This is a genomic window from Streptosporangium sp. NPDC002544 (assembly GCF_040295965.1).
Lineage (GTDB): Bacteria > Actinomycetota > Actinomycetes > Streptosporangiales > Streptosporangiaceae > Streptosporangium.
The window spans coordinates 85835-111417 of record NZ_JBEOWJ010000019.1 but is presented as its reverse complement, the minus strand read 5'-3'; the positions used below and the strand labels follow the sequence as shown (position 1 = coordinate 111417).

General features: G+C 71.9%; 21 protein-coding genes. 11 read left to right on the top strand and 10 right to left on the bottom strand.

The annotated features are described in order from the left end of the window. Positions 1 to 214 precede the first annotated feature (214 nt). Positions 215 to 3961 carry an nSTAND1 domain-containing NTPase gene (locus ABT061_RS27325; RefSeq protein ID WP_350923127.1) on the top strand — a complete coding sequence of 1249 codons (3747 nt, stop codon included), beginning with the start codon at positions 215 to 217 and terminating at the stop codon, positions 3959 to 3961. A 21-nt stretch (positions 3962 to 3982) separates the two neighbouring features. Here the strand turns inward: ABT061_RS27325 and ABT061_RS27320 are convergent, their stop codons facing one another. The 7 genes from ABT061_RS27320 to ABT061_RS27290 all read right to left on the bottom strand — a co-directional run bounded on the left by ABT061_RS27320 (position 3983) and on the right by ABT061_RS27290 (position 11792). Further along, the gene (locus tag ABT061_RS27320) at positions 3983 to 6394 is read right to left on the bottom strand and encodes a GH1 family beta-glucosidase (protein WP_350923124.1); all 2412 of its coding nucleotides are present in this window, start codon (positions 6392 to 6394) and stop codon (positions 3983 to 3985) included. Positions 6395 to 6626: 232 nt separating this feature from the next. Then, positions 6627 to 7256 carry a TetR/AcrR family transcriptional regulator gene (locus ABT061_RS27315; RefSeq protein ID WP_350923122.1) on the bottom strand — a complete coding sequence of 210 codons (630 nt, stop codon included), beginning with the start codon at positions 7254 to 7256 and terminating at the stop codon, positions 6627 to 6629. 100 nt (positions 7257 to 7356) lie between these two features. Further along, on the bottom strand, positions 7357 to 8145 hold the full coding sequence (locus tag ABT061_RS27310) for a DUF4097 family beta strand repeat-containing protein (protein ID WP_350923120.1): 789 nt from the start codon (positions 8143 to 8145) through the stop codon (positions 7357 to 7359). A 4-nt stretch (positions 8146 to 8149) separates the two neighbouring features. Then, positions 8150 to 8791 carry a response regulator transcription factor gene (locus ABT061_RS27305; protein ID WP_350923117.1) on the bottom strand — a complete coding sequence of 214 codons (642 nt, stop codon included), beginning with the start codon at positions 8789 to 8791 and terminating at the stop codon, positions 8150 to 8152. Continuing rightward, positions 8782 to 10020 (bottom strand): sensor histidine kinase, encoded by a 1239-nt coding sequence (locus ABT061_RS27300; protein ID WP_350923115.1) that lies wholly within the window; start codon positions 10018 to 10020, stop codon positions 8782 to 8784. The genes ABT061_RS27305 and ABT061_RS27300 overlap by 10 nt, the downstream gene beginning before the upstream one ends. A gap of 244 nt (positions 10021 to 10264) precedes the next feature. Then, complete coding sequence (locus ABT061_RS27295) at positions 10265 to 11665, bottom strand: MFS transporter (protein WP_350923112.1); 1401 nt, start codon at positions 11663 to 11665, stop codon at positions 10265 to 10267. After that, entirely contained in the window at positions 11658 to 11792 is a 135-nt protein-coding gene (locus ABT061_RS27290; RefSeq protein ID WP_350923110.1) for a hypothetical protein, read from the bottom strand. Before ABT061_RS27290 ends, ABT061_RS27295 begins: the two co-directional genes overlap by 8 nt. A gap of 178 nt (positions 11793 to 11970) precedes the next feature. Between ABT061_RS27290 and ABT061_RS27285 the strand changes: the two genes are divergently transcribed. Then, on the top strand, positions 11971 to 12888 hold the full coding sequence (locus ABT061_RS27285; protein WP_350923108.1) for an SDR family oxidoreductase: 918 nt from the start codon (positions 11971 to 11973) through the stop codon (positions 12886 to 12888). A gap of 159 nt (positions 12889 to 13047) precedes the next feature. Continuing rightward, positions 13048 to 14010, top strand: a complete 963-nt coding sequence (locus ABT061_RS27280; RefSeq protein ID WP_350923328.1) for an asparaginase — start codon at positions 13048 to 13050, stop codon at positions 14008 to 14010. A gap of 182 nt (positions 14011 to 14192) precedes the next feature. On the opposite strand, the gene ABT061_RS27275 is transcribed toward ABT061_RS27280, so the two are convergent. Next, positions 14193 to 14702 carry a VOC family protein gene (locus ABT061_RS27275; protein WP_350923105.1) on the bottom strand — a complete coding sequence of 170 codons (510 nt, stop codon included), beginning with the start codon at positions 14700 to 14702 and terminating at the stop codon, positions 14193 to 14195. Between the two features lie 72 nt (positions 14703 to 14774). On the opposite strand from ABT061_RS27275, the gene ABT061_RS27270 reads away from it, so the two are divergent. Continuing rightward, positions 14775 to 15227, top strand: a complete 453-nt coding sequence (locus ABT061_RS27270; RefSeq protein ID WP_350923103.1) for a MarR family winged helix-turn-helix transcriptional regulator — start codon at positions 14775 to 14777, stop codon at positions 15225 to 15227. Positions 15228 to 15428: 201 nt separating this feature from the next. Further along, positions 15429 to 16517 carry a M20 family metallopeptidase gene (locus ABT061_RS27265; RefSeq protein ID WP_350923101.1) on the top strand — a complete coding sequence of 363 codons (1089 nt, stop codon included), beginning with the start codon at positions 15429 to 15431 and terminating at the stop codon, positions 16515 to 16517. Here the strand turns inward: ABT061_RS27265 and ABT061_RS27260 are convergent. Beyond that, positions 16458 to 17222 (bottom strand): TetR/AcrR family transcriptional regulator, encoded by a 765-nt coding sequence (locus ABT061_RS27260; RefSeq protein WP_350923098.1) that lies wholly within the window; start codon positions 17220 to 17222, stop codon positions 16458 to 16460. The genes ABT061_RS27265 and ABT061_RS27260 overlap by 60 nt on opposite strands. A 178-nt stretch (positions 17223 to 17400) precedes the next feature. On the opposite strand from ABT061_RS27260, the gene ABT061_RS27255 reads away from it, so the two are divergent. The 6 genes from ABT061_RS27255 to ABT061_RS27230 are packed head-to-tail and all read left to right on the top strand — an operon-like array spanning position 17401 to position 24712. After that, entirely contained in the window at positions 17401 to 19080 is a 1680-nt protein-coding gene (locus ABT061_RS27255; RefSeq protein ID WP_350923096.1) for an ABC transporter substrate-binding protein, read from the top strand. Positions 19081 to 19086: 6 nt separating this feature from the next. Then, positions 19087 to 20052 carry an ABC transporter permease gene (locus ABT061_RS27250; protein ID WP_350923094.1) on the top strand — a complete coding sequence of 322 codons (966 nt, stop codon included), beginning with the start codon at positions 19087 to 19089 and terminating at the stop codon, positions 20050 to 20052. Continuing rightward, positions 20049 to 20933, top strand: coding sequence for an ABC transporter permease (locus ABT061_RS27245; protein ID WP_350923092.1), 885 nt, complete (start codon positions 20049 to 20051; stop codon positions 20931 to 20933). The genes ABT061_RS27250 and ABT061_RS27245 overlap by 4 nt, the downstream gene beginning before the upstream one ends. After that, the gene (locus ABT061_RS27240) at positions 20930 to 21901 is read left to right on the top strand and encodes an ABC transporter ATP-binding protein (RefSeq protein WP_350923090.1); all 972 of its coding nucleotides are present in this window, start codon (positions 20930 to 20932) and stop codon (positions 21899 to 21901) included. The genes ABT061_RS27245 and ABT061_RS27240 overlap by 4 nt, the downstream gene beginning before the upstream one ends. Beyond that, positions 21898 to 22866 (top strand): ABC transporter ATP-binding protein, encoded by a 969-nt coding sequence (locus ABT061_RS27235; RefSeq protein WP_350923088.1) that lies wholly within the window; start codon positions 21898 to 21900, stop codon positions 22864 to 22866. Before ABT061_RS27240 ends, ABT061_RS27235 begins: the two co-directional genes overlap by 4 nt. Beyond that, positions 22856 to 24712 (top strand): prolyl oligopeptidase family serine peptidase, encoded by a 1857-nt coding sequence (locus tag ABT061_RS27230; RefSeq protein ID WP_350923086.1) that lies wholly within the window; start codon positions 22856 to 22858, stop codon positions 24710 to 24712. The genes ABT061_RS27235 and ABT061_RS27230 overlap by 11 nt, the downstream gene beginning before the upstream one ends. On the opposite strand, the gene ABT061_RS27225 is transcribed toward ABT061_RS27230, so the two are convergent. Next, the gene (locus ABT061_RS27225) at positions 24689 to 25576 is read right to left on the bottom strand and encodes an alpha/beta fold hydrolase (RefSeq protein ID WP_350923084.1); all 888 of its coding nucleotides are present in this window, start codon (positions 25574 to 25576) and stop codon (positions 24689 to 24691) included. The genes ABT061_RS27230 and ABT061_RS27225 overlap by 24 nt on opposite strands. Positions 25577 to 25583: the final 7 nt, after the last annotated feature.

Below are 25583 nucleotides of genomic sequence, written 5' to 3'. Positions count from 1 at the left end.
GGCACGAAAACCCCCGCACCGTTTTCTCAAGGGGCCGGTGCGGGGGTGAGGTGCCCATCGGCGACGTCGTTTTCGACGGGCGCCGATTTCGTCGTGTCCACGAGGGATTCTTGCCATCCACTGGACCGGTACGGCCAGGCATGGTTGCATCTCGCTTGTCCAGAATCGATCTTCGGGAGAAGACGAGCGACGATCGCGTGTCGGCGGGGGCTGAATGGGGCGACCGGAAAGGGCTCTCGATCCCGACGCGAGTCCGCTACAGCGGTTCGCGTCAGAGTTGCGGCAGCTGCGGACCGAGGCCGGGCGGCCGAGTTACCGGGAGCTGTCCCGGCGTGCGCACTACTCGGTGACCGCGCTGTCGGAGGCGGCCGGTGGAGAGATCTTTCCCACGCTCGCGGTCACCCTGGCCTACGTCGAGGCGTGCGGCGGCGATCCCGAGGTCTGGGAGAAGCGGTGGCGGACGCTGGCCGCGGAGTTCGCCTCGGCCGACGCGGCGGAGCGGGCCAGAAATGACGAGGACGCCCCGTATCTGGGGCTGGTGACCTTCGATCCCGGTGACGCCGACCGGTTCTTCGGGCGCCGGGAGCTGGTCGGTGAGTTGCGCGCGCGGCTGGAGGACACCTCCCTGCTGGCGGTCTTCGGCCCGTCGGGGAGCGGCAAGTCCTCGCTGCTGCGGGCGGGCCTGCTACCGGCGCTGTGGGACGGGGCACTGTGGGGGAGTAAGGCGTGGCCGACGCTGCTGCTGACCCCGGGCGAGCATCCGCTGGAGGAGCTCGCGATCGCCATGGCGAACGAGGTGGGGGCCAGCGCCTCGGTGCTCCACGCGGGGCTGCTGGCCGAGCACGGGAGCGCCCGTCTCGACATCGGCCAGCTGCTTGAGGGACGGCCGAAATCGGCACGCGCCGTGATAGTGGTCGACCAGTTCGAGGAGGTCTTCACGCTCTGCCGCGACGAGAGGGAGCGGGTGGCCTTTCTCGACTGGCTGCTCACCGCGGCGGACGGTACCGACGACCGGGCGCGGGTGGTGCTGGGGGTCCGCGCGGACTTCTACGCCCGGTGCGCGGAGTACCCGCCGCTGGTGGCCGCGCTGCGCGACCGGCAGCTGCTGATCGGGCCCATGGACGAGGAGGATCTGCGGCAGGTGGTCACGGGACCGGCGGTCCGCGCCGGGCTCAAGGTCGACCGGGCGTTGGTCGAGGCCATCCTCGGCGACTGCCGCCGGGAGCCGGGGGCGTTGCCGCTGCTCTCGCACGCGCTGCTGGAGACATGGAAGCGGCGCAGGGGCGACGCGATGACACTGGCCGGGTACCGCGCCGCCGGCGGCATCCAGGGGGCGATCGCGCAGAGCGCCGAGCGGGTCTACGACGAGTCCGGCGACCGGGAGCGCCATCTGGTCAAGAACGTGTTCCTGCGCCTGACCGCGCTGGGCGAGGGCACCGAGGACACCCGCCGGCGCGTCGCTCCCGACGAGCTGCTGTCCGGACCGAACGGCACGGCGGTGGCGACCGTGCTGACCAGGCTCACCGAGGCCAGGCTGCTCACCGTCGACGAGGACAGCGTCCAGGTGGCGCACGAGGCGGTCATCCGCTCGTGGCCCAGGCTGCGGGGCTGGCTCGCCGAGGATCGGGAGCTGGTACGCCTGCACCGGCGCCTCACCGAGGCCGCGGCGGAGTGGGAGCAGCACGGGCGTGAGGACGAGCTGCTCTACCGGGGGATACGCCTGACCGCCTGGGACGGTCGCGAGCTCGACCGGCTCAACGACTCCGAGCGTGCCTTCCTGGAGGCCGCGCGGGCGCGCGAGGCCCGCGAGCGCGCGGCGGGCAGCAGGCGGGCCCGCCGGGTGCTGATCAGCGTGACGGCGGTCGGCATGGTGGTCTGCGCGCTGGCGGTGATGGCCCTCGTCCAGGCGGATCGGGCCAGGTACGAGCAGAATCTCGCCTACTCCCGCCAGCTCGCCGCCGACGCCCGAGGCCAGCTCCAGCTCGATCCCCAGCTCAGTCTGCTGCTGGCCCGGCGGGCGTACGAGGCCAGCCCCACCGTCGAGGCCGCCGCGGTCCTGCGACAGGCGGTCGTCGACTCCCGGGTGCGTCTGATCCTGCCCGTCGACGGGGGCAAGGTCTGCGGCGTCGCCTTCTCCCCGGACGGGCGCCTGCTGGCCGCGAGCAGCGGTGACGGGGCCGTACGGGTGTGGCGGACGACCGGGCAGGGCCTGCCGACGGGGGGCCCGGTCGTGTTGCGGGGGCACGAAGGCCAGGCGTGGAGCCCGGTGTTCAGCCCCGACGGGCGCTACCTGGCCACCGCCGGCGTCGACGGCACCGTACGGGTGTGGGATCTGACCGGCGGTGACCGGCCCGCGGTTCTCCCGGGGCACACGGGAGAGGTCTGGAACGTGTCCTTCGGCCCGGACGGGCGGCGCCTGGCCAGTAGCGGAGACGACGGCACGGTACGGGTGTGGAAGGCGGGCGGCGGAGGATGGGCCGGCGCGTCCTCGGTCGTGCTCCGCGGGCACGAGGGGCGGGCCCTGGGGGTGGCGTTCAGCCCGGACGGCCGGCGCCTGGCCACCGGGGGCGGCGACGGTACGGTGCGGCTCTGGGATCCGGAGGGCAAGGAACGGCCCACCGTGCTTCGCGGGCACGAGGACTCGGTGGAGAACGTGGCGTTCAGCCCGGACGGTCGGCGCCTGGTGAGCGCGAGCACCGACGGCACCGCGCGGCTGTGGGACATACCGGGCGACGGCTCCTCCATGGTGCTGCGCGGGCACGACGGCACCGTGGAGGGGGTGGCGTTCAGCCACGACGGGCGCAGGATCGCCAGCGTGGGCAACGACGGCACGGTCAACGTCTGGAGCGCGGGCGACACCATCGCCCCGCTGCTGCTGAGCGGTCACCGAGGAACCGTGTGGAGCGCCGACTTCAGCCCCGACGGCCGGATGCTGGCCAGCGCGAGCGATGACGGCACCGTACGGCTCTGGGACGTGACGGCGGTGGGCGACGCCATCATGCGCGGTCACACCGGAGAGGTATGGGACGCGGCGTTCAGCCCGGACGGGCGGCGGGTGGCCGACGCCGGCAGTGACGGGACGGTCCGCATCGGGGATGTCACCGGCAAGGGCGGCACGGTGGTACTGAGTCCCGGTGGCGGGGAGATGCTCGGCGTGTCCTTCAGCCCGGACGGGCGGCGGGTGGCGAGCGCCACGCGGGACGGTGTGGTCCGGGTCTGGGACGCCTCCGGGCGCGGTGAGCCGGTCGCGCTCCGCGGCCACCTCGAGACGGTGTGGAACGCCGCGTTCAGCCCGGATGGGCGGCGGCTGGTCAGCGGGGGCAGTGACGGCACGGTCCGGGTCTGGGACGTCTCGGGGCATGGTGAGCCGCTCGTGCTCCGCGGCCACCAGGGGATGGTCAGGCATGTCGCCTTCAGCCCGGACGGGCGGCGGGTCGCGAGCGCGGGTGAGGACGGCACGGTCCGGCTCTGGGACGTCTCGGGGCATGGTGAGCCGGTGGTGCTCCGCGGCCACCAGGGGATGGTGTGGAATGTGTCCTTCGGCCCCGACGGGCGGCGGCTGGCCAGTGGCGGCAGCGACGGTACCGTCCGGGTCTGGGACGTCTCGGGACGCGGTGAGCCGGTGGTGCTCCGCGGCCACCGGGGGTTGGTGTGGAGCGTGTCCTTCAGCCCCGACGGGCAGTGGGTGGCCAGCAGCGGCAACGACAACACGGTCAGGATCCAGGCGGCCGCGGGCGAGGGCGAGCCGGTGGTCTTCCACGGTTACGGCGCCTCCGTCGAGAGCGTGGAGTTCGCCCGCGACAGCCGTAACCTCGTCACCGCGCACGGCGACTCCACGGTGCGGGTCTGGCGGTGCGACGTGTGCGGCCCGATGGAGGAGGTGCTCCGGCTCGCCGGTGACCGCACCATCCGCGAGCTGACCCCGGACGAACGCAAGGCGTACCTGCAGACCTCGCGCTGACCGGGGCTCGCGGCCGGTGCGTCAGGTGGACTCCCGGATGACCAGCTCGGTGGGCAGGATCGTCGACGAGGCGGGGCCGCCGTCGATCTGGCGCAGGAGCAGGCGCACCGCCGCCCGTGCCTGGTCCGTTCTGGGCGTGCGTACCGTGGTGAGCGCGGGCACGGTGTAGGAGGCGGCCTCGATGTCGTCGAACCCCACGATCGCGACGTCGTCGGGCACCCGTCGCCCCGACTCGCTCAGCACCCGCAGGGCGCCGATCGCCATCAGGTCGCCGGCCACGAAGACCGCGTCGAGCGCCGGGTCGTCCCGCAGCAGCTGGCGCATCGCGTCCGCGCCCGAGGCGAGGGTGAGGTCGCCGACGGCGATGATCGACCGGTGCCCGGTGTCGCGCAGTGCCTCGCGGTACCCTCTGAGCCGGTCCTGCGCGGCGATCGTGTCCGGGGGACCGGCGATCGCGGCGATCCGCCGCCGTCCCCGGGCGAGCAGGTGCCTGACCGCCGAGGCGGCGCCGCCGGTGTTGTCGATGTCAGCGTACGAGGTGGGCGCCGACACCGCGGGCCTGCCGAGCGACACGACGGGGACGCCGGTACGGGCCAGCGCGGTGGGCAGCGGGTCGGAGCTCAGCGTCGAGTCGAGCACCACCCCGTCCAGGTGTCCCGAGGCGGCGTACCGCTCGACTCGGAGCCGGCCTTCGGCCGAGTCGGCGAGCATGAGGGTGACCCGCTTGCCCGCGTCCTCCAGCTCCCGGGTGGCCGAGCGGACGGTCGCGGAGAACAGCGGGTCGTCGGCGTACGCTCCGGCCGGGGAGCCGGAGACGACCAGCGCGATCGAGTCGGTGCGCCTGGTCACCAGGGAGCGGGCCGCCGAGTTGGGGACGTAGCCCAGCTCGTTGACCGCGTCCAGGACGATGGCGCGGAACTCGTCGCTGACCGTGCCCTCACCGTTGATCACCCGGGAGACCGTCGACCTCGACACGCCGGCGCGGGCGGCGACCGCCTCCAGCGTGGGACGCCTGACACGCTCGCGGTGCAGCCCGTTGTGCCGGATCACCTCGCGATACCAGAGCGCGCTGTCCTTGGGCAGCCGCCGCTGCGTCTCGAAGTCGACGTGCACGATCCCGAAGCGCTTGTCGTACCCCTCGGCCCACTCGAAGTTGTCCAGCAGCGACCAGACCAGGAAGCCGCGCAGATCCGAACCGGCCTCGATGGCGGCGTGCGCGGCCCGCAGGTGGCCCTCGAAGAAGGCGGTCCTGTCGGTGTCGTGCACGCGGTCGCCCGTCACCACGTCGTCGAACGCGGCGCCGTTCTCGGTGACCAGCAGGCCGACCTCGGGGTAGTCGCGGGAGAGCCGGGTGAGCAGCTGGCAGAGCCCGGTCGGCACGATCGCCCAGCCCATCGCGGTCGTCGGGGCGTGGGCGCCGCTGAACAGGATGTCCTCGGTCCCGGGGTAGGCGGCGTTGGAGGGTTCGCCGGGCTCCGACCGCACCACGCAGGGCGTGTAGTAGTTGATCCCGAGCAGGTCGACGGGCTGGTTGATCGCTTCGAGATCGCCGTCGTGGATGTGGCCGAGCCCGCCCATCCGGTCCATGATCGCGAGCACCGGCTCCGGGTAGCTCCCGCGCAGGGCAGGGTCGAGGAACTGCCGGTTGATGAGGCAGTCGACCCGGTTCACCGCCTCGGCGTCCTCGGCGGACGGCACGAGGTCGGGATCGCTCACCTGGCCGGGGGTGATCACCGGTGCGAGGTTCAGGGTGAGGGCGATCTCACGGGCGCCCGCCTCGCGCAGCACCCGGGCCCCCAGCCCGTGGGCGAGCAGCAGGTGGTGGGAGGCGCGGAAGGCCTCCGCCGCCGACGCGCGGCCCGGCGCGTGCGCGCCGATGCCGTACCCCAGCACCGCGGCCACCCATGGCTCGTTGACCGTCATCCACGTCCCGACGCGGTCGCCGAGCCGGTCGTGCACGATCCGCGTGTAGTCGGCGAAGCGGTAGGCCGTGTCACGGTCGGTCCACCCGCCGAGGTCCTCCAGCGCCTGGGGGAGATCCCAGTGGTAGAGCGTCACGTACGGCGTGATGTCGGCCGCCAGCAACTCGTCCACCAGCCGGTCGTAGAAGTCGAGCCCGGCGGCGTTGACGGGTCCGGAGCCCGACGGCTGGATCCGGGGCCAGGCCACCGAGAACCGGTACGCCCCGAGACCCAGCTCCGCCATCATCCGGACGTCGCCGGCATGGCGGTGGTAGTGGTCGCAGGCCACGTCGCCGGTGTGGCCGGCGGCGGTCCTGCCGGGCGTGTGGGAGAAGGTGTCCCAGATCGACGGACCGCGCCCGTCGTCTCGCGCGGCGCCCTCGATCTGGTACGCGGCGGTGGCCGCCCCCCAGACGAAGCCGTCGGGAAAGGCCAGGGTCTCGCCCCGAGCCGAGATGGTCGTTGCGGTCATCCTTCGACAACTCCCCGTTGGTTCTCGCGATTGTCAGGACGCACGGAACGTCCTGGCCGGTGGAAACACCTCACCGACATTCTGGGCACGGCCGAGGTCCGGCGTCGAGAGGACCGCCATTCCGAACTGGTGTGCCTCCCCCGACCCCGTGTTCGTGATCGGTGACACGGTAACCGATACCGCCGGCAACGAGGCCGCTCCGGGATCGCGGGAGCCCTCCCGGCGCACGCCCTCAGGCGCCGCGCGGGGTCAGCATGCGGTCGACCAACTGCTGGATATGGGCGAGGAAGGCCTGCCGCGCCTGTGGGTCGGTGGAGGCGGAGCCGTGCCCATCGGTGTTGATCTCGCCGTGCATGAACCCGTACACGCTCCAGATCAGCGTCTGCACCGTCTGTTCCAGGTTCACCCGGTCGTCGATCAGACCGGCCTCCACGGCGGAGCGCAACGCGTCGCAGACGAGGTGGATGACGGGGTCCTTGTAGGTCGCCTCAAGTTCGGGGATGTCGGCGGCGTCGCCGAGCCAGCGGTGTGCCCACAGCGAGGGGACCTGCGGGTTGGCGAGGAAGAACTCCAGAAAGCGCGTCGCGAGCCGGTACACGACGGCGCGGGCCTCCTCGGGGTCGGCGGCCGGGAGGGCGCTGAGCACATCTGTCACGATGCCGCGCTCCATCCGGCTGCCGTGGTCGACGACGGTCAGGTAGAGCTCACGTTTGTCGCCGAACCGCTGCTGCAGCCACGTCATGTCCTCCCCCGAGGCCTCCGCGATATCGTGCAGCGACGTGCCGTCGTGGCCGAACGCGGCGAAGAGCCGCGCCGCGATGTCGATGACCGCCTGGCCTCGCGGGTCGTCGGAGGGAAGCATGATTCCCATTCAAGTCCCGCACGAGGGCGGGGAGGGCCACGTACTGGTCTTGACCCGGTCAAACCTGTGTGCGCAATACCCCGCCGGTGAGGGGCGCGGGTCACGAGGGGAGGATACGCATCTCGCCCGCCGCGGTCAGGGTGGTGATCCGCCGCGGGGCGGCGGAGTCGCGCCGTACCTGGACGGTCGCGTTCCCGTCGCCGGCCCGCACGTCGTAACCGTCCTCGTCCGGCACCCTGACCTCCACGTTCCCGGCCGTCCGCACCACGGCCCTGACGTCGCCGGGTGGGCTCGCGAATCCCAGTTCGACGTCTCCGACGCCGGTCTCGACGTCGGCTCCGGCGGACCTCAGACCGGTGCCGTGCACGTTCCCCACCTCCGTCCGTGCCCGCAGCGCGCCCCGCGTGCCGTCCACGACCACGTCGCCGGTGGCGGTCGAGAGGCGCAGGTCGCCCCAGATGCCGTTGACCGACACGGTCCCGAAGCGGCTCTGCACCTCGACGTCGGTGGTCCCGGGCAGGCTCAGGGTGTAGTCGGCCCGGCAGTTCGGGCCGTCTGGACGGTCGCCGCCGGGGCAGCGGACGCCGATCGTGAGCGTCCGCCCGTCCCAGTCCTCGGTGACCACGGGCCGGTCCAGGGTCCACTGGAGCGTCCGCTCCAGGTCCAGCCGCCGCTCCGCGCCGCCGACGACCGAGACGTTGACGTAACCGGTGGTCTTCACGACGATTCCCGGCGAGGTGAGCGCGTGGGACCGCAGCGTGGTCTCGGAGACCCGGCGGGCCTGGGTGACCTCGCTCCACGCCGCGATGGAGGTGAAGGCCACGGTGAGCGCGGTGAGCGTACCGCCCACGACGATCCAGGCTTTTCTGGCGTTGCTCCGTATCGGCATGTTCTCAAACCTTCAGGAATCGCAGGACGGCGAGTACCCGGCGGTGGTCCTTGTCGGCGCCGGAGAGGTCGAGCTTGGTGAAGATGTTGTTGATGTGCTTTCCGACCGCGCTCTCCGAGACCACCAGGGCCTCGGCGATCCCGGTGTTGGACCGGCCCTCCGCGATCAGCGAGAGCACCTCGTACTCCCTGCGGGTCAGCCGGTCCAACGGGTCGCTGTGCCTGCGCAGCAGGAGCTGGGCGACCACCTCGGGGTCCAGCGCGGTGCCTCCGGCGGCGACCCGGCGCAGCGCGTCGAGGAACTCCTCGACGTCGGCCACCCGATCCTTGAGCAGGTAACCGATCCCGCTGGTCGCGGTGGACAGCAACTGGGTGGCGTAGCGCTCCTCGACGTACTGGGAGAGCACGAGGATCGCGAGCGTCGGCCGCTGGCGGCGGAGCACGAGCGCCGCGCGCAGGCCCTCGTCGGTGTGCGAGGGCGGCATCCGCACATCGGTGACGACGAGGTCGGGAACGTTTTCGTCCACGGCGCGCAGCAGCCCCTCGGCGTCGGAGACGGCGGCCACGACCTCGATGCCCACCGAGCCGAGCAGGCGGATGAGCCCCTCTCGCAGCAGTACGGAGTCCTCGGCGAGCACTACGCGCACGGTAGCTCCACTCTGATCGTCGTCGGCCCGCCGGGCGGGCTGTCGACGTACAGGATGCCGTCCACGGAGCCGACCCGGCGGGCCAGGCCGCGCAGCCCCGTTCCCAGGTCGGGGTCCGCGCCGCCCTGGCCGTCGTCGTGGACGGCCAGGTGCAGCCGGTCGCCGCGGCGCTCCACCGTGACCTCGGCGCCGGACGCCCGCGCGTGCTTGGTGATGTTGGTCAGCGCCTCGGAGACGACGAAGAACGCCACCGCCTCGACCGTGGGAGAGACCCGCTCGGAGATGTCGACGTTCAGCCGCACGGAAAACGGGGCCCGCGCGGCGAGGCCGGACAGCGCCGCGTCCAGGCCCTGGTCGTTGAGCACGGCCGGGTGCAGCCCCCGGACGAAGTCGCGCAGTTCCTTCAGCGCCTGTTTGGCCTCCTCGTGCGCCTGCACGATCACCTCGCGGGCGGGCTCCGGCAGGTCGGTGAGGGTCGCGCGGGCCATGCCCAGGTTCATCGCCAGCGACACCAGCCGCTGCTGGGTGCCGTCGTGCAGGTCCCGCTCGATGCGGCGGCGCTCGGCGTCAGCGGCGTCGACCACCCCGGCCCGGCTCTCCCGCAGCGTCTCGACCCGCAGCACCAGCTGGTCGCTGAGGCTGGGGCCGAGCAGGGCCTCGGCGGCGATCACGTCCAGCACGGCGAATCCGCGGGCCACCCAAGGCCCGGAAACGAGCAGCGTCCCCGAGACGAGGATGAACACCGTGCTCTGCCAGGTCTCCCCCATCGCCCAGCTCCGCATCGCGAGCGCGGCGGTGACCAGGCCGCCGGCCCATGCCCCGACGACCGAGGCGGCGCCGACGCCGCTGATCAGCGGGGCCAGCAGGTGGTAGGAGAGCCGGCGCCAGGTGCTCCGCGTCCTGGCCTCCTGGAGCAGCCGCCCGAAGGGGTTCCTGCTCAGCGGGCGGTGCGGGACCGGGGGGATGTCGACATCGAGGAAGGCGGCGAACCGGGACCGCTGCACCCGGGTGAGCAGCCGGACGACCCAGAAGAACAGCAGCAGCGCGACCACCGGGACCACCACGGTCCACACGAACAGCACCGACGCCACGGTCAGGCCCACGATCACCGCCGCGCCCAGCAGGGCGATCGGCAGGCCCGTCACCAGGTGCGCGGTGCGGAGCCAGGTCTGTGCCGACCAGTGGGCGCTGATCCTCGACCAGGGGGTGGTCGCCTCGATGCCGCTCATGGGACCACCGTAGGGACTGCGGCGGCTCGGGCACATGGGCGAGGTATCCCGGAAAAAGGTGGGGTTTACCCCACCCCTGTACCGCCGGGACGCCTTCCGGCGTGAGCCGGAGCCCGGGTCTGGAGCGGAAACGGCGTCGAGATCCCCGGCGCCCCCGGGGCCTCACGGGTGTGGGAGCCCGGGGGCGGGTTCCCACACCCGTGGAGTCGTGCCGGAGCGGCTGGTGGGCAACCCGGGGTCCCGGTCAGGCCGAGGAGGGCTCCGGCTGGGCGGACCGGTCGTGAGGCAGGGCGGCGACGGCGACGACGATCAGCGCGGGCAGTGCCAGAGCCCACAGGAAGGCTGACCGGTAGCCGTCGCCGAGCGCCTGCGCGCCGGTCTCCCCACCGGTGACAGTGGCGGCCACCGCGCTCATCACCGCCAGGCCCAGTGGCGCGCCGAGCTGGAAGGAGGTGTTCAGCAGCCCGGACGCCAGCCCCTGGTCGCCCTCAGGCACCCCGGTGGTCGACACGATCATCGAGGGGGCGAACATCAACCCGGCGCCCAGCCCGCTGAGCAGCAGGCCGGGCAGGACCCCGGCCCACAGGGCGTCCGCCGGGGACAGACCGAGCACGAGCAGCCCCAGCGCGGCGGCCGCGGCACCGCCCGCGAGCATCCGCCGCAGCCCGAACCGGGCGATCAGGGCTCCCGCCTTTCCAGAGACCGCGACGATGACCGCGGTGACGGGGGCGAAGGCCAGCCCGGTCTGCAAGGGGGACAGCCCGGCCACGTTCTGCAGGGAGAGCGTGGTGAAGTACTGCGTCACCAACACGATGGAGGCGGACAGGACGCAGATCAGGTTCCCGTACCTCACGTGGGGGTTGGCGAACATCGCCGGTTTCACCAGCGGCACGGCCACCCGGCGCTCGACGACCACGAATGCCCCGAGAGCGACGGCCGAGGCCACCGCCATCGACCAGGTGGTCGCCGTCCCGCCCTGGGACGCGCGGGTCACCGCCGCGACCAGCAGGACCATGCCGCCGGTCAGGAGGACGGCTCCGGCCAGGTCGAGGCGGCGCTCCCCGCCGGGGCGATGATCGCGAACCAGTCGCAGCACCATCACGATCACAGCGACGCCGGCGGGTAGGTTGATCATGAAGATCGCCCGCCAGTGCACCAGGTCGGTCAGCAGGCCGCCGACCAGGGCGGCGCCGGTCGCCCCCGCGGAGGCCACCGCACCCCAGACGCCGAGCGCCCGGTTGCGCGCGTCGCCCTCGGCGAACGCCGTGGTGACCAGCGCCAGTGCCGTGGGTGACACCAGGGCGCCGCCCACTCCCTGCAGGGCTCGCGCGGCGAACATGGTCGCCGGGCCGTTCGCCAGCCCGGCCAGGGCCGACGCCGCGGTGAAGACCACCAGTCCCGCGACGAGCACGCGCCGGTGTCCGAACAGGTCGCCGGCTCGCCCTGCGGCGATCATGAATCCGCCGTACGCCAGGCCGTAGGCGGTGACGACCCACTGCAGGTCCGCCGGAGAGATGCCCAGGTCGGCGCCCATCGACGGCAGGGCGACCGTCACCACCACCAGGTCCAGCACGAGCATGATCTGCGCGGTGCACAGCACGGTGAGCAGTAGTCCGGGCCGCTGGACGGGGCCGGGGTCAGTCACGGTCCCGGTCCCTGGAGAGGGGAGCCGCCTGCCCGTGCTCGACAGGGCTCTCCCCGGTGATCGTGTATCGCGGATGGTTGTCCGGCAGGCCCCGGGACGGCACCGAACCCGCTGTGCTCTCGTGCATGACCCTACTCTCTCGTTTATAAACGGCTGTTCGTTTATAAACCTAGCCGGACCGGGTACGGTTAACGAACAGTCATTCACTAATGGGGTGGGGGCTCGGCGGGATCTCACGCGCCGTCCTGGGGCACTCGCCCGAGCTGTGGCCTCCGCACCCGAGACCGGACAGAGAAGGAGATCCCGTGCAGGACCACCAGGGAGATGCCGTGCGGGCGGGCGGAGCCGTCGCGCTCGTCGCGGGCGGGACCCGTGGCGCCGGACGCGGCATCGCCGCCGAACTCGGCGCGGCGGGCATGACCGTGTACGTCACCGGACGCAGCACCAGACAGGGGCGCTCCGACCTGGACCGGCCGGAGACGATCGAGGACACCGCCGAACTGGTCTCGGCGCGCGGCGGGACCGGCATCGCCGTCCGCTGCGACCATTCCGACCCCGAGCAGGTACGCGCGCTCGTCGACCGGATCGGAAGCGAGCAGGGCAGGCTCGACCTGCTCGTCAACGACGTGTGGGGCGGCGATCCGCTCGCCGAGTGGGACAGGCCGCTCTGGGAGCACGACCTGGACAACGGGCTGCGCATGCTGCACCGGGCCGTGGACACCCACATCATCACCAGCCGTTTCGCGCTGCCGCTGATGATCGCCCGGCGGAGTGGCCTGGTCGTCGAGATCACCGACGGCACCGAGCGTGATGTCGACGAGGTGCTGGGCGGTTATCGCGGTTCGTTCTTCTACGACCTGGCCAAGCACACGGTCATCCGGCTCGCCCGCAACCAGGCCGCCGAGCTGAAGCCGCACGGTGTGGCGGCGGTCGCGCTGACCCCCGGCTTCCTGCGCTCCGAGGCCATGCTGGACCACTTCGGCGTCACCGAGGAGAACTGGCGGGACGGCGCGCTGAAGGATCCGCACTTCGCCGCCTCGGAGACGCCCGCCTACATCGGCAGGGCGGTGGCCGCGCTCGCCGCCGACCCGGAGATCATGGCCAGGACCGGCGGCTCGTACAGCACGGGCGGGCTGGCGGCGGAGTACGGCTTCACGGACGTCGACGGTTCGCAGCCTGATTTCATCACCTACTACCGGGATTTCCTCGCCCGGACCTCCTGACATCGCGGGAGCCCGCCCGCGTTCCCCGTCCGGTGCGCCGTTCGCTCTGGGGGCAGGTGACGCCACGCCGTCCGAATGTAACCCCAATAGGGGTACTTATGGGTTATAAATAGAGGCGACCGAACATGGCCCGTCGAAGGGATTCCGTCCTTGAAGCGTGTGCTGCTGCTGGCGACCGGTGACGTCATCGCCCACTCCTACGCCCCCGGTCGTCCGGGCGTCGCCTCCGGGGCCGAGCTCCTGAAGGCCCTCCCGCCCGGCGCGATCGCGGCGGACGTGGTGGCCGAGGACGTGATGGCGGAGCCCAGCTGGGACATGTCCCCCTCGACCATGCTGGAGCTGGCCCGCCGGGCGCGCTCGGCCATCCTGGAACGCGGGTTCGACGGTGTCGTGATCACTCACGGCACCGACGCGCTGGAGGAGACCGCGTACCTGGTGGATCTGCTCGCGGGCCGGGCGGCCGAGCGCGGCGCCATCGTGCTGACCGGCGCCGTCCGCTCCCTGGACGAACTCTCCCCCGACGGCCCGCGCAACCTCGCCTCCTCGCTCGCGGCCGCGGCCGACGACGCGCTGCGGGGCGCCGGGGCCGTCGTGTGCGTGAACGACGAGATCCACGCGGCCCGCTGGGTCGCCAAGGTCGACGCCACCAGCGTCGCGGGGTTCTCGTCGGCGCCTTTCCCCGTGCTGGGCCGGGTGACCGGCGGCCGGGTCGAGACGCTGTCCGCCGCACCGCGCCGGCCGCCCGCCTTCGGTGGGGACCCGGCGTCGGACGTCGCGCTGATCAAGACCTATCCGGGGATCGACCCCGTGCTGCTCACCGCCGTGGTGGACGCCGGGGCGCAGGGCGTCGTGCTGGAGGGGACCGGCCTGGGCAACGTGCCGGTCGGGCTTTTCACGACGATCGCCGAGCTGACGGAGTGGGGGATCCCGGTGGTCGTCGCGTCGAGGTGCCGTACCGGCGCGGTCCCGCTTGACGAGATGCGCTTCGGCGCGGGGCTCGCCGCCCACGTCGGGGCGATCGGAGCCCGCGGCCTGGCGCCCTCGAAGGCCCGGTGCGCGCTGATGGTCGCCCTCGGGACCGGCGGGATCGACGCCGTACGCGACTGGTTCGGCAGGCTCTGACCCCGCGAGGAAATTATGGGCGACTGAAAATCGTCAAAAAGGGAGTATCCCCGAACCGGGTGGGCAGGTCCGGGGAGTCCGTGATCCGGCGGAGGGCTGGGGAGGCCTCCGCCGGATCACCCCCCTCTCCCCCCACGCGGGTCGGTCGTTCCCCGGATGGATGTCCCGGCCACGCGAGATGATCAGACGGGGATCGAGACGCCGAGGCCGCCGCGGGTGTCGGCGCCGTAGCGCTCCTTCTCCCTGGCGATGTCGAGAGGCTTGATACTGCTGCGCCCGCTCAGCGTCTCCGAGGTGAGAAGGTCGGCGGGGACCAGCCAGGAGACCTCGAACTCCAGCCCGTCGGGGTCCTTGGCGTACAGGGCCTTGGTGGTGGAGTGGTCGGAGGCGCCGACGAGGGCGTTGAGCTCGCTGAGCTTGACGGCGATCCGCTCCAGCTCCCGCAGTGTGTCGACCTCCCAGGCCAGGTGGTAGAGGCCGACGGTCGAGCGCCCGGCTCCCGAGGGGCCCGCCTGCGCGCCGAGCTCGAAGAGGCCGAGGTCGTGGTCGTTGCTGGACCCCGAGGCCTGCAGGAAGGCGGCGCCCGGCATGCCCATGACCACCTTGAAGCCGAGCGCCTCCTGGTAGAAGGCGACGCTGCGCTCGACGTCGCGCACGAAGAGAACGGCGTGGTTGAGCCGCTGGACCGGCATGGTTCCTCCCAAAAACTTGAACTCTCAAGTAGATTACTCCCGCTTTGTTGAGAGTTCAAGTAAGCTTGCGCCGTGACGCGATGGCTGGACGACGACGAGCAGCGCACCTGGCGTGCGTTCATGGCCGCCTCGCAGCTCGTTCAGGAGGAGCTGGACCGGCAGCTGCAGCGCGACTCCGGCATGCCGCACGCCTACTACGCCATGCTGGTGAAACTCTCCGAGGCACCCGGCCGGATGATGCGGATGAGCGAGCTGGCGACGGAGCTCAACTCCTCGCAGAGCCGCCTGTCGCACGCGATGAAGCGACTGGAGGAGCGCGGCTGGGCGCGGCGCGAGCCGTGCGCCGCCGACAAGCGGGTGAGCTGGGCGATCCTCACCGACGCGGGACTCGCGGTCCTCACCGCCGCCGCTCCCGGCCACGTCGAGGCCGTACGCCAGACCCTCTTCGACCGCCTGACCCCTGACCAACTCCACCACCTGCGGGAAATCTGTACCGCCCTCCTCCCCACCTCGAACCCCTCATGACCGAACCCCGCGGGGACGCGCCCACGCTCCTTTGAAGGCCGCCGGCGGGTACGCCAGGCGAACCCGGCCGGCCGGACTGAGCGCTACACCGTGGCGCTGTGCGAGCGAGAAGGCGTGCGGCCCCGGCACGGGGTGGATCCCGGCCACATGTCAGATAGATAGCCCTTGCTATAGTCAATGAGCCTGACTACATTGCTGGCCATGGATCACGCCCTGTTGCGCGAGCGCCTCGCCGCCCTGGTCTCCGTTGAGTCGCCCTCGGGACACACCGAGGGTCTCGAGCAGTGTCACGCCCTGATGCGGGCCTGGGGGGAGCCGGTCCTCGGCAGGCGGGCGGAGGTCGTCGGCGACGGCGGCACGCCGCACCTGCTCTGGCGGTCGCCCGGCGAGGGCGGCGTGCTGCTGCTGGGTCACGTCGACACGGTGTGGCCGCTGGGGACGACCGCCCACCGCCCGTTCCGCGTCGAGGACGGCCGCGCGTTCGGCCCCGGCGTCTTCGACATGAAGGCGGGGCTGGTCGCGGCGTTCGCCGCGCTGGCCGAGTGCCGTGATCCGGCGGGTGTGAGCGTGCTGGTCACCGGGGACGAGGAGGTCGGCTCGCCGACCTCGCGGGCGCTGATCGAGGAGGTGGCGGCCGGCGCGGACGCCGTCCTGGTGCTGGAGCCCAGCCAGGAGGGCGCGGTCAAGACCGCGCGCAAGGGCGGCTCGTTCTACAGCGTCGACATCACCGGCCGGGCGGCGCACGCCGGGCTCGAGCCGGAGCGCGGGGTGAACGCGCTGCTCGAACTCGCGGAGCAGGTCGGGGCCTTGTCGCGGCTGGCCGACCCCGGACGGGGGACCACCGTCACGCCCACGGTCGCCCGCGCGGGCACCACCACGAACACCGTGCCCGCGCACGCCCATCTGCGGGTGGACGTGCGCGCCTGGGAACTGGCCGAGCTGGAGCGGGTCGATGAGCGGATGCACGCGCTGGCCCCCAGCATCGCCGGCGCGACGGTCAGGGTGGACGGCACGATCAACCGCCCGCCGCTGGAGCCGGCGAGTTCGCGTGGGCTCTACGCCACGGCCCGCAAGCTGGCCGCCGAACTCGGGCTGCCCGACCTCGACGAGGTGGCGGTCGGGGGTGCCTCGGACGCCAACTTCACCGGCGCGCTCGGCGTCCCCACGCTCGACGGGCTCGGCCCGCTGGGCGACGGCGCTCACGCCGAGCACGAGTGGGTCGAGCTGGCCTCACTCGCCGAGCGGGCCCGGCTCGTCGCCGGTCTGATCGACGCCCTGGCGCGCCCGTGAACGCGCCGCGCGCACCTCGATCGCGTCGAGCATCATCTCCATGCCGAGGTCGAAGGCGATGGGGCTGCCGAGGTTGGGCAGATGGTCGGCGAAGTGGGCGATCGTCGGGTACTTCTCGGGGTCGAGCTGGCGGTACTCGACCTGCCACGCGAGCTCGTCCCTGCGCCGCACGTCGGGGTCGAGCGTGTGGAAGGCCGCCTCCAGGCTCGCCACGGCGCGCACGAAGTTACCGAGCGCGCGCTGCACGGCCGCCACCTCGTCGTCGTCGACTCCGGCCCGCCTGACGGCGTCGAGGGTGAACTCGACGTTGGAGAACTCCACGGGTCGGCGCGTGGTGCGCATGACCATCTGCTGCGCGAACGGCGCGTAGCGCAGGTAGTGCTCGCGCACTCGCTGGGAGATGGTGCGCAGGTCGGCGCGCCAGTCGTCGGTCGGCGTGACGCTGCCGCCGTACGAGCGGGCCCTGAGCCCGTCCACCAGCTCGAGCAGCAGCTCGTCCTTGTCCTTGAAGTGGCGATAGATCGAAGTCGGGTGCGCCTGGAGCTCGTCGCCGATCTCCTGGAACGTCAGCGCGTCGAGGCCGTCGCGCAGGGCGATCTTCTCTGCCGCCGCGAGGATCGTCTCCCTGTTGAGGCTGTCGCGAGCACGGCGCGGCCGGCTCTCGCCTTTTGCCCGCTTCTCCTTGGGCTGGCGTGCAGTTGCCACCAAAAGCCTCCCGTAGTCGACCACTGTGCCACCGCTGGTGCTGGCATTTTCGCACCCGCTGATCGGCCTGCCGGACCACAGCATAGTCAATGAGCCTGACTAGAAACATGTCTAAGACCCTTGCCTGTGCTCTGGCTTGCGCCTACCCTCCCCTCATCACCTTCAGAAAGGCCAGAGCATGAGCACACGGATCAGACTCGGGGTCATCGGGCTCACTGCCCTCGCACTCCTCGCGGCCGCGTGCACGAGCGGGGGTGCCGGCCGGACGTCGAGTGCGGCCCCGAGCACGGCCGCTCCGGTGCGCCAGGGCGGGAGCATCGTGATCGGCGCGGAGCAGGAGCCCGACTGCACCGACTGGATCGCCAGCTGCGCCGCCTCGATCTGGGGCACGTACATCATGGACGTCCCGACCATTCCCCGCGTGTTCGAGCCCAAGAAGGTCGGCGGCACGTGGGCGCCGGTGGCCACCGACCTGATGGCGTCGGAGCCCGAGGTCGCCGCGGGCCCGCCGCAGAAGGTCACCTACCGGATCAACCCCGCCGCGGTCTGGTCGGACGGCAAGCCGATCACCTCGGCCGACTTCCGCTACACGGCCCTGGCCATCCGCGACGGCAAGGACGTGCTGAACAGGACCGGATACAGCCACATCACCAAGATCGACATGCCCGACGAGAAGACCGCCGTCGTCACCTTCGACGCGCCGTACGCCAACTGGAAGGGCCTGTTCAGCGACAGCAGCGGCGTGCTGCCCAGCCACCTGCTCGACGGCAAGGACCGCAGCGCACTGATGAAGGACGGCTACCCCTGGAGCGGCGGCCCCTGGAAGATCGAATCCTGGACGAAGGGGGTCTCGGTCGTCCTGGTGCCGAACCCGAGCTACTGGGGGGACAAGCCCAAACTGGACAAGGTCACCTTCCAGTTCACGGCCGACACCGCGGCGGCGTTCCAGGCGTTCAAGACCGGCCAGCTCGACGCGCTTTACCCCACGCCGCAGCTCGACTCCATCGACCAGATCATGAGCGGGCTGCCCAACGCGAGCTCGCTCGTCGACCCCGAGTCCGGCAACCTCGAGGCCGTCTGGTTCAACAACGCCAAGCCGCCCTTCGACTCCGCGACGTTCCGCAAGGCCGTGTCACACGGGCTGGACCGCAAGGCCATCGTCACCCGCCTGTACGGCGCGCTCGGCGTCACGCAGCCGGCGCAGAGCGCGCACACCCCGCTCGTCGGCAGGTACGGCGGCACCGACTTCGAGCAGTACACCCCCGACCTGGCCAAGGTCGACTCCCTGATGCAGGCTGACGGCTGGGCCAAGGGAGCCGACGGCATCTGGGCGAAGGCGGGCACCAGGGCGAGCTTCACCGTCAGCACGATGACCGGCAACAAGCGGCGGGAGCTGACCGAGCAGATCCTCCAGGAGCAACTGCGCGTCGCCGGCTTCGAGGTCACCGTCGACAACACCTCGGCCACCGACCTGTTCGCGGCCAAGCTGCCCAAGGGCGACTTCCAGATGGGCCTGTGGACCCTCGTCGACACCTTCCCGCAACCCACGCTCGACGCCTCCTTCTCCTCGGGCGCGATCCCCACCGAGGACAACGACTTCTCCGGCCTCAACCTGTCGCGCATCGACCTGCCCGGCCTCGACAAGGTGCTCGGCACGGCCGCATCGACGCTCGACGAGAACGAGCGGATCGAGCTGTCGCGCCAGGCCGACAAGCTCCTCGCCGACTCGGCCGCCCTGTTGCCGCTCGACGTGATCCCCAACGTCCTGTTGTGGAACAACAAGGTCGGCGGGCCGCTGGCCATCGACCCGGCCCGCGGCCCGTTCTGGAACCTGGCCCAGTGGGGACTGGTGGGCTGAGAACCGATGTTCGCCTACGTTGGACGGCGACTGCTCTACTCGGTCCCCGTCGTACTCATCGCCTCGTTCCTGCTGTTCTGGGCGGTCAGGACCACCTTCGACCCGCTCGCGAAGCTGCGCGGCGGGCAGGACCAGGGTGCGATCGCCCGCATGACCGAGGTCCTCGGGCTCGACCGGTCGATCCCCGAGCAGTACTGGCGGTGGCTGACCCAGTTCGTCACCGGCGACTGGGGAGTCAGCTCGCGGACGGCCGGCTCGGTCCACGGACTGATCCTGCCCGCGCTCGGCACCACGCTGCAGCTGATCGTCTGGGGTGTGCTGGCCGCCGCGCTGATCGCGCTCGCCGTCGGCGTCTACTCGGCGGTGCGGCAGTACTCGGCGGGTGACCTGGCCTTCACCGGCCTCTCCTACCTCGGTGTGGCGATGCCGCCGTTCTGGCTCGGGCTGATCCTGATCCAGATCCTCGCCGCCTGGCCGCAGGAGATCCTCGGCCTGGCCGACCCGCCGCTCTACTTCGTCGGGTTGCACTCGGCGCAGGGCGGTGGCCCGCTCGACTACCTGCGCCATCTGGTGCTGCCCGTGCTGACGCTGACCGTCGGCCTGGTGGCGAGCTGGAGCAGGTTCACCCGCGCGACCATGCTGGACGCGCTCTCCAGCGAGTACGTGCGCACCGCGCGGGCCAAGGGGGTGCCCAGAGGCCGCATCGTGGTGCGGCACGCCCTGCGCACCTCGCTCGGCCCGTTCGTCAGCATCACCGCCGTGGACGCGGGCCTGCTGTTCGGCGGGCTGGTCGTCACCGAGCAGATCTTCGCCATCCAGGGCATGGGCCGGCTGTTCCTCGACTCCCTGCTCGCCGGCGACGTGTTCGTGCTGGTGCCGTGGACGCTGGTGATCGCGGTGGTCGTGATCGTGTTCAACCTGCTCGCCGACATCGCCTACGCCGTACTCGACCCGAGAGTGAGGCTCCGATGACCACGCTCACCGCCCCGGCGGCGCCCGCGCAGGAACGGACCCAGTGGCAGCTGGCCCGCAGGCGGTTCCTGCGCCACCGGCTCGCGGTCGCCGGGCTCGGCGTGCTCGCCGTGCTGCTGATCGGCTGCTTCGGCGCCGACGTGATCGCCCCGTACGAGCGGGGCGTGCAGGACCTGATGCTCGGGCCGACCCCGCCGTCGGCCGCACACTGGTTCGGCACCGACGAGCTGGGCCGCGACTACCTCACCGAGCTGCTGTACGCAGGGCGGATCTCGCTGGCGATCGGTCTGTCCGTCGCCGTGCTCGCCACCGCGATGGGCACCGCTCTGGGAGCGGCCGCCGGCTTCTTCGGCGGCTGGGTGGACGAGATCATCATGCGGATCACCGACCTGTTCATCGTCCTGCCCGCGATCGTGGTGCTGGCCGTCGTGCTGCAGGGGGCCGGCCGGTCTCCCACGGTGATCGTCCCGGTGCTGGCGGCCATCGGCTGGACCACGGTGGCCAGGGTGGTCCGCGGTCAGGTGCTCTCGCTCCGGGAGAAGGAGTACGTGTCGGCGGCCACGGTGCTCGGCGTGACCAGGCGGCGCATCATCGTGCGCCACATCCTGCCCAACCTCACCGGCGTGATCGCCGTGAGCACGTCGCTCGGCGCCGCCAGCGCGGTGATCGTCGAGTCCACGCTCTCCTTCCTCGGGTACGGCGTGCAGCCGCCCGAGTCGAGCTGGGGCAACCTGTTGAGCCAGGCGGCCGGGTTGATCGGCACGGGCAAGGTCTACCTGCTGTACTTCCCCGGCCTGTTCATCCTGCTCACGGCGCTGGCCATCAACTTCCTCGGCGACGGGCTGCGCGACGCCTTCGACCCGAAGGGAGGCCGCCGGTGAGCGCGCTGCTGGAGGTCGACGACCTCACGGTCGAGCTGCCCACCGACGACGGCCAGGTCACGGCGGTCACCGGGCTGTCGTTCTCCGTCGCGCCCGGCGAGACGCTCGGCATCGTGGGGGAGTCGGGCTCGGGCAAGAGCATCACCTCGATGGCCGTGCTGGGCATCCTGCCGGGCCGGGCCCGCGTGACGGGGTCGATCAGGTTCCGTGGCGAGGAACTGCTGGGCCGATCGGAGGCCGAGCTGCGCACGCTGCGGGGCAGCCGCATCGCGATGGTCTTCCAGGACGCGCTCACCGCGCTCACCCCCGTGCACACCGTCGGAGCGCAGATCGCCGAGGCCATCAGCGTGCACGACCCGTCGCGCTCGCGCCGTGAGCTGCGCGGGCGCGTCGCCGAGTTGCTCGACCTGGTCGGCATACCCTCGCCGGCCAAGCGCGCCGAGCAGTACCCGCACGAGCTCTCCGGCGGCATGCGCCAGCGCGTCATGATCGCGATGAGCCTCGCCAACGAGCCCGACCTGCTCATCGCCGACGAGCCGACGACCGCGCTCGACGTGACCGTGCAGGCGCAGATCCTCGACGTCATCAGGGGGATCCAGGAGCGCACGGCGACCGCGCTCATGCTGATCACCCACGACCTCGGCGTGGTGGCCGGCATCGCCGACCGCGTGCTCGTGATGTACGCGGGCGCCAAGGTCGAGGAGGCCGCCGTCGAGCCGATCTTCTACGAGCCCGCCCACCCGTACACCCGAGGGCTGCTGGCCTCGCTGCCGCGGCTCGACGCGCGCCACGGCGAGCGGCTCTACCAGATCCCCGGCCAGCCCTCGCGGGCTCCCGGGTGCGCGTTCCACCCGCGCTGCGAGCACGCGAGGGCGGGCCTGTGCGACACGACCGTCCCCGCGCCGGTCCCCATCGGTGCCGGGCACACGGCGTCGTGCCTGCGAGTAGAGGAGGTTCGCTCGATATGACGGCGCTGGAGGTCGTGGACCTCGTCAAGACCTATCCAGTACGCAGCGGGGTGTTCCGCCGCCGCGTCGGCAGCGTCCAGGCCGTGTCCGGGGTGAACCTGCGCGTGGAGCGCGGCACCACGCTCGGGCTCGTGGGCGAGAGCGGCTGCGGGAAGTCGACGCTGGCCGCGTGCCTGGTGCGCCTCGTGGAGCCCACGGCCGGCCGGGTGCTGCTCGACGGCGCCGACTTCACCGCGCTGCCCGCCGCCGAGCTGCGACACGCACGCAGCCGGATCCAGATGGTCTTCCAGGATCCGTACGCCTCGCTCAACCCCCACATGACCGTGCGCGCCATCCTCACCGAGGCCCTCGACACCCACGGGCGCGACCCGGCGCGCGTGCCCGAGCTGCTGGAGCTCGTCGGGCTCGACCCCGGGCACGCCGGCCGTTTCCCGCACGAGTTCTCGGGCGGCCAGCGCCAGCGTGTCGGCATCGCCCGCGCGCTCGCCGTCGAACCCGACGTGATCGTGCTGGACGAGCCGGTCAGCGCGCTGGACGTGAGCATTCAGGCGGGCGTGATCAACCTGCTGGAGGACCTGCAGGACCGGCTCGGCCTCACCTACGTGCTGATCGCCCACGACCTGTCCGTGGTGCGGCACGCCAGCGACCAGGTGGCCGTCATGTACCTCGGCCGGATCGTCGAGCAGGGGCCGCCGGACGAGCTCTACCAGCGCCCCCTCCACCCCTACACCCAGGCGCTGCTGTCGGCCGTGCCGATCCCCGACCCACGGGCCGAGCGCGCCCGCCGCCGGATCATCCTGACCGGTGACGTCCCGAGCCCGACGGATCCGCCGTCGGGCTGCCGGTTCCGGACCCTCTGCCCGAAGGCCAGCCAGATCTGCGCCGCCGAGGTCCCTCCGCTCGTCACGGACGAGCGCGGGCACGGCGTCGCCTGTCACAAACCGGAGTTGATCGATGTCCTCTGAAGCCCGCACCTGGCGCTCGCGTTTCTCCGTCCCCGTGCTGGAGTCCGCGCGTCCCTGCCCTGGTGACCTCGACCTGGAAATGATCTTCGCGGCCGGCGTGGGAGACGCCGAGGTGTCGATCTGGGATCCGGCCACCGGCGCGACCACGCCGCTGCCCGAGTTGCCGCCGCACGTGGCCGACCCCGTACCGGCCGCCGACGGCCGCTCGGTGCTGGTGCTGCACGACGAGGACGGCAGCGAGGTCGGCCACCTGTGGTCGTATCCGGTCGGCGGCGGTCGGCCCGTCGATCTCACCCCTGACCTTCCTCCCTACACGTTGCGCGGCCTCGACGTGGCGCGCGACGGCTCGGCCGTGGTCATCGCGACGGTCACGGACGCCGGGTTCACGCTCTACCACCTGGCAGGCGGCGCAGTCAGCCGCCTGTTCCGCAGCAGGAACGAGGCGTGGAACAGCCTGGTCACCGCCGACGGCACGCTGGCGAGCATCGACACCACCGACCACAACCCCGGCGTCCGCCGCTTCGCCGTCACCGTGCTCGACACCTCGGACGGCGCGGTGCTCGCCTCGCTCTCGGACGGCCCGCTCGGGCCGGTGCGCGGGGTCAGGTTCTCGCCGGTCGCGGGGGACCCGCGGCTGCTGGTGAGCACCGAGCGCACCGGATACGCCCGGCCCAGCGTGTGGAACCCGCTCACCGGCGAGCGCATCGACGTCGACGCGCCGGAGCTCGCCGGCGAGCTCGTCCCGCTCGACTGGTCGGACGACGCCGCCAGGCTGCTGCTCGTCCACGTCGACCAGGGCATCCACCGGGTGTACGAGTACGACATCCCGGCCGGTGAGCTGCTTCGTGTCCCGCACCCCGACGGGGCCTACTTCTTCCCCGAGGTGGCGTGCGCGGTGCGCAACGCATGGGCCTCCCATTACGGCCCCGGCGGCCAGATCAGGCTGCTGCGGCAGCGTGCCGACCTGCCGCTCCAGGTGCTCGCGCTCGACCGGGGCGACGGCGAGCCGCGCACCCTCCTCGCCTCCGAGCCCGTGGTGCCCGGGATCCCGCTGCGTTCGGTGCCTGTCACCTCGAAGGACGGCACCGTACTGCAGCTGTGGGTCGCGGCCCCGCGCGAGGCGAGCGGCCCCGTGCCGCTCGTGCTGAACGTGCACGGCGGGCCGAACCTCGCCGAGGTCGGCGGATACGATCCCGTCGCGCAGGCGTGGCTGGAGGAGGGCTTCGCCTACGCCTCGCTGAACTACCGCGGCTCCGTCACGTTCGGCCGGGAGTTCCGCGAGGGGTTCTGGGGCGCCGTCGGAGACCGCGAGCTGGAGGACATCGAGGCGGCCTGGCGTTGGCTCGTCGATGAGGGCGTCGCCGACCCTTCGGCCGTCTTCATCACCGGCGCCTCGTTCGGCGGCTACCTGACGCTGCTCTCGCTGGGCCGGCTACCCGAGCTGTTCGCCGGCGGCTTCGCCTTCATCGCACTGGCCGACTGGAAGATCGCCTACGAGGACATGCACCCCGCGCTGCAGGCGGCCTGGAGAGGCTTCATCGGCGGCACCCCGGAGACCGCGGGCGAGCGGTTCAGGCTGAGCTCGCCGATGACCTACATCGAGCACGTGCGGGCGCCCGTGCTGATCAACCAGGGCCGCTACGACACCCGTACGCCCGCGCGGCAGGCCGAGGAGTACACGCGGCGGCTGCGTGAGGCCGGAGGCGACGTGGTGCTCCGGTTCTTCGAAGGCGGCCACGGACCCGTCGGCAACGACGGCGTGGTCGGCAAGATCGAGCTTGAGCTGGAACTGGCCCGTAAGGCGCTGCGCGGCGAGCGCTGGTCATCTGGGCAGGAAGCGCGCTAGCTCCCTGACGACCTCGGCCGGCGCCTCCTCGGGCAGGTAGTGATCGCTTGGCAGCGCCGTACCGGAGACGTCGTCGGCGTACTCGCGCCAGACCGCGAGCACGTCGTAGGTGCGTCCGACGAAACTGTGCGCGCCCCACAGTGCCAGCACGGGGCAGCGCACCTTACGGCCCGCCGCCGCGTCGGCCTCGTCGTGCTCGAGGTCGACGCCCGCGGCCGCCCGGTAGTCGGCGCACGACGCGGCGATCGCGGCGGGGTCGGAGAAGCAGCGCACGTACTCGCGCACCGCGGCCTCGTCGTACCTGGCGCCGCCCGCGTGCCTGGCGGCCATCCGGCTGCGAATCCAGAACTCGGGGTCGTTGCCGATCAGCCTCTCCGGGATGCCGTTGCCGGCGGCCAGGAAGAACCAGTGGTAGTACCCCAGGCCGAACGCCGCGTCGGCGTGGGCGAACGTGTGCCTGGTCGGCACGATGTCCAGGACGGCCAGCGCCTCGACGGCCTCGGGATGGTCGAGCGCCATCCGGTGGCCCACCCGCGCGCCCCTGTCGTGGCCGGCGACGGCGAAGCGGTCGAAGCCCAGCGCCCGCATCACCGCGAGCTGGTCCGCGGCCATCGCCCGCTTGGAGTACAGGTCGTCGGTGACCGGCGCGGGCTTGGCGCTGTCGCCGTACCCGCGCAGATCCGTCAGCACGACCGTGTGGCGGGAAGCCAGCGCGGGCGCGACGTCGTGCCAGATCAGGTGCGTCTGCGGGTAGCCGTGCAGCAGGAGCACAGGTGGCCCCTCACCGCCGACGACCGTGTGGACGGCGACGCCGCCGGCGTCCACCGTGCGCGGCTGGAACGGGCTGGGCAGCGGAACGCTCATGACTCCC

Excerpts from the sequence above, each read along its gene's own strand:
- ABT061_RS27250 (WP_350923094.1), top strand. The coding sequence starts at position 19,087 with ATGTTCGCCTACGTTGGACGGCGACTGCTCTACTCGGTCCCCGTCGTA.
- ABT061_RS27310 (WP_350923120.1), bottom strand. The coding sequence starts at position 8,145 with ATGCCGATACGGAGCAACGCCAGAAAAGCCTGGATCGTCGTGGGCGGT.
- ABT061_RS27325 (WP_350923127.1), top strand. The coding sequence starts at position 215 with ATGGGGCGACCGGAAAGGGCTCTCGATCCCGACGCGAGTCCGCTACAG.
- ABT061_RS27290 (WP_350923110.1), bottom strand. The coding sequence starts at position 11,792 with ATGCACGAGAGCACAGCGGGTTCGGTGCCGTCCCGGGGCCTGCCGGAC.
- ABT061_RS27225 (WP_350923084.1), bottom strand. The coding sequence starts at position 25,576 with ATGAGCGTTCCGCTGCCCAGCCCGTTCCAGCCGCGCACGGTGGACGCC.
- ABT061_RS27245 (WP_350923092.1), top strand. The coding sequence starts at position 20,049 with ATGACCACGCTCACCGCCCCGGCGGCGCCCGCGCAGGAACGGACCCAG.
- ABT061_RS27300 (WP_350923115.1), bottom strand. The coding sequence starts at position 10,020 with ATGAGCGGCATCGAGGCGACCACCCCCTGGTCGAGGATCAGCGCCCAC.
- ABT061_RS27265 (WP_350923101.1), top strand. The coding sequence starts at position 15,429 with ATGGATCACGCCCTGTTGCGCGAGCGCCTCGCCGCCCTGGTCTCCGTT.
- ABT061_RS27315 (WP_350923122.1), bottom strand. The coding sequence starts at position 7,256 with ATGCTTCCCTCCGACGACCCGCGAGGCCAGGCGGTCATCGACATCGCG.
- ABT061_RS27230 (WP_350923086.1), top strand. The coding sequence starts at position 22,856 with ATGTCCTCTGAAGCCCGCACCTGGCGCTCGCGTTTCTCCGTCCCCGTG.
- ABT061_RS27320 (WP_350923124.1), bottom strand. The coding sequence starts at position 6,394 with ATGACCGCAACGACCATCTCGGCTCGGGGCGAGACCCTGGCCTTTCCC.
- ABT061_RS27255 (WP_350923096.1), top strand. The coding sequence starts at position 17,401 with ATGAGCACACGGATCAGACTCGGGGTCATCGGGCTCACTGCCCTCGCA.
- ABT061_RS27235 (WP_350923088.1), top strand. The coding sequence starts at position 21,898 with ATGACGGCGCTGGAGGTCGTGGACCTCGTCAAGACCTATCCAGTACGC.
- ABT061_RS27275 (WP_350923105.1), bottom strand. The coding sequence starts at position 14,702 with ATGCCGGTCCAGCGGCTCAACCACGCCGTTCTCTTCGTGCGCGACGTC.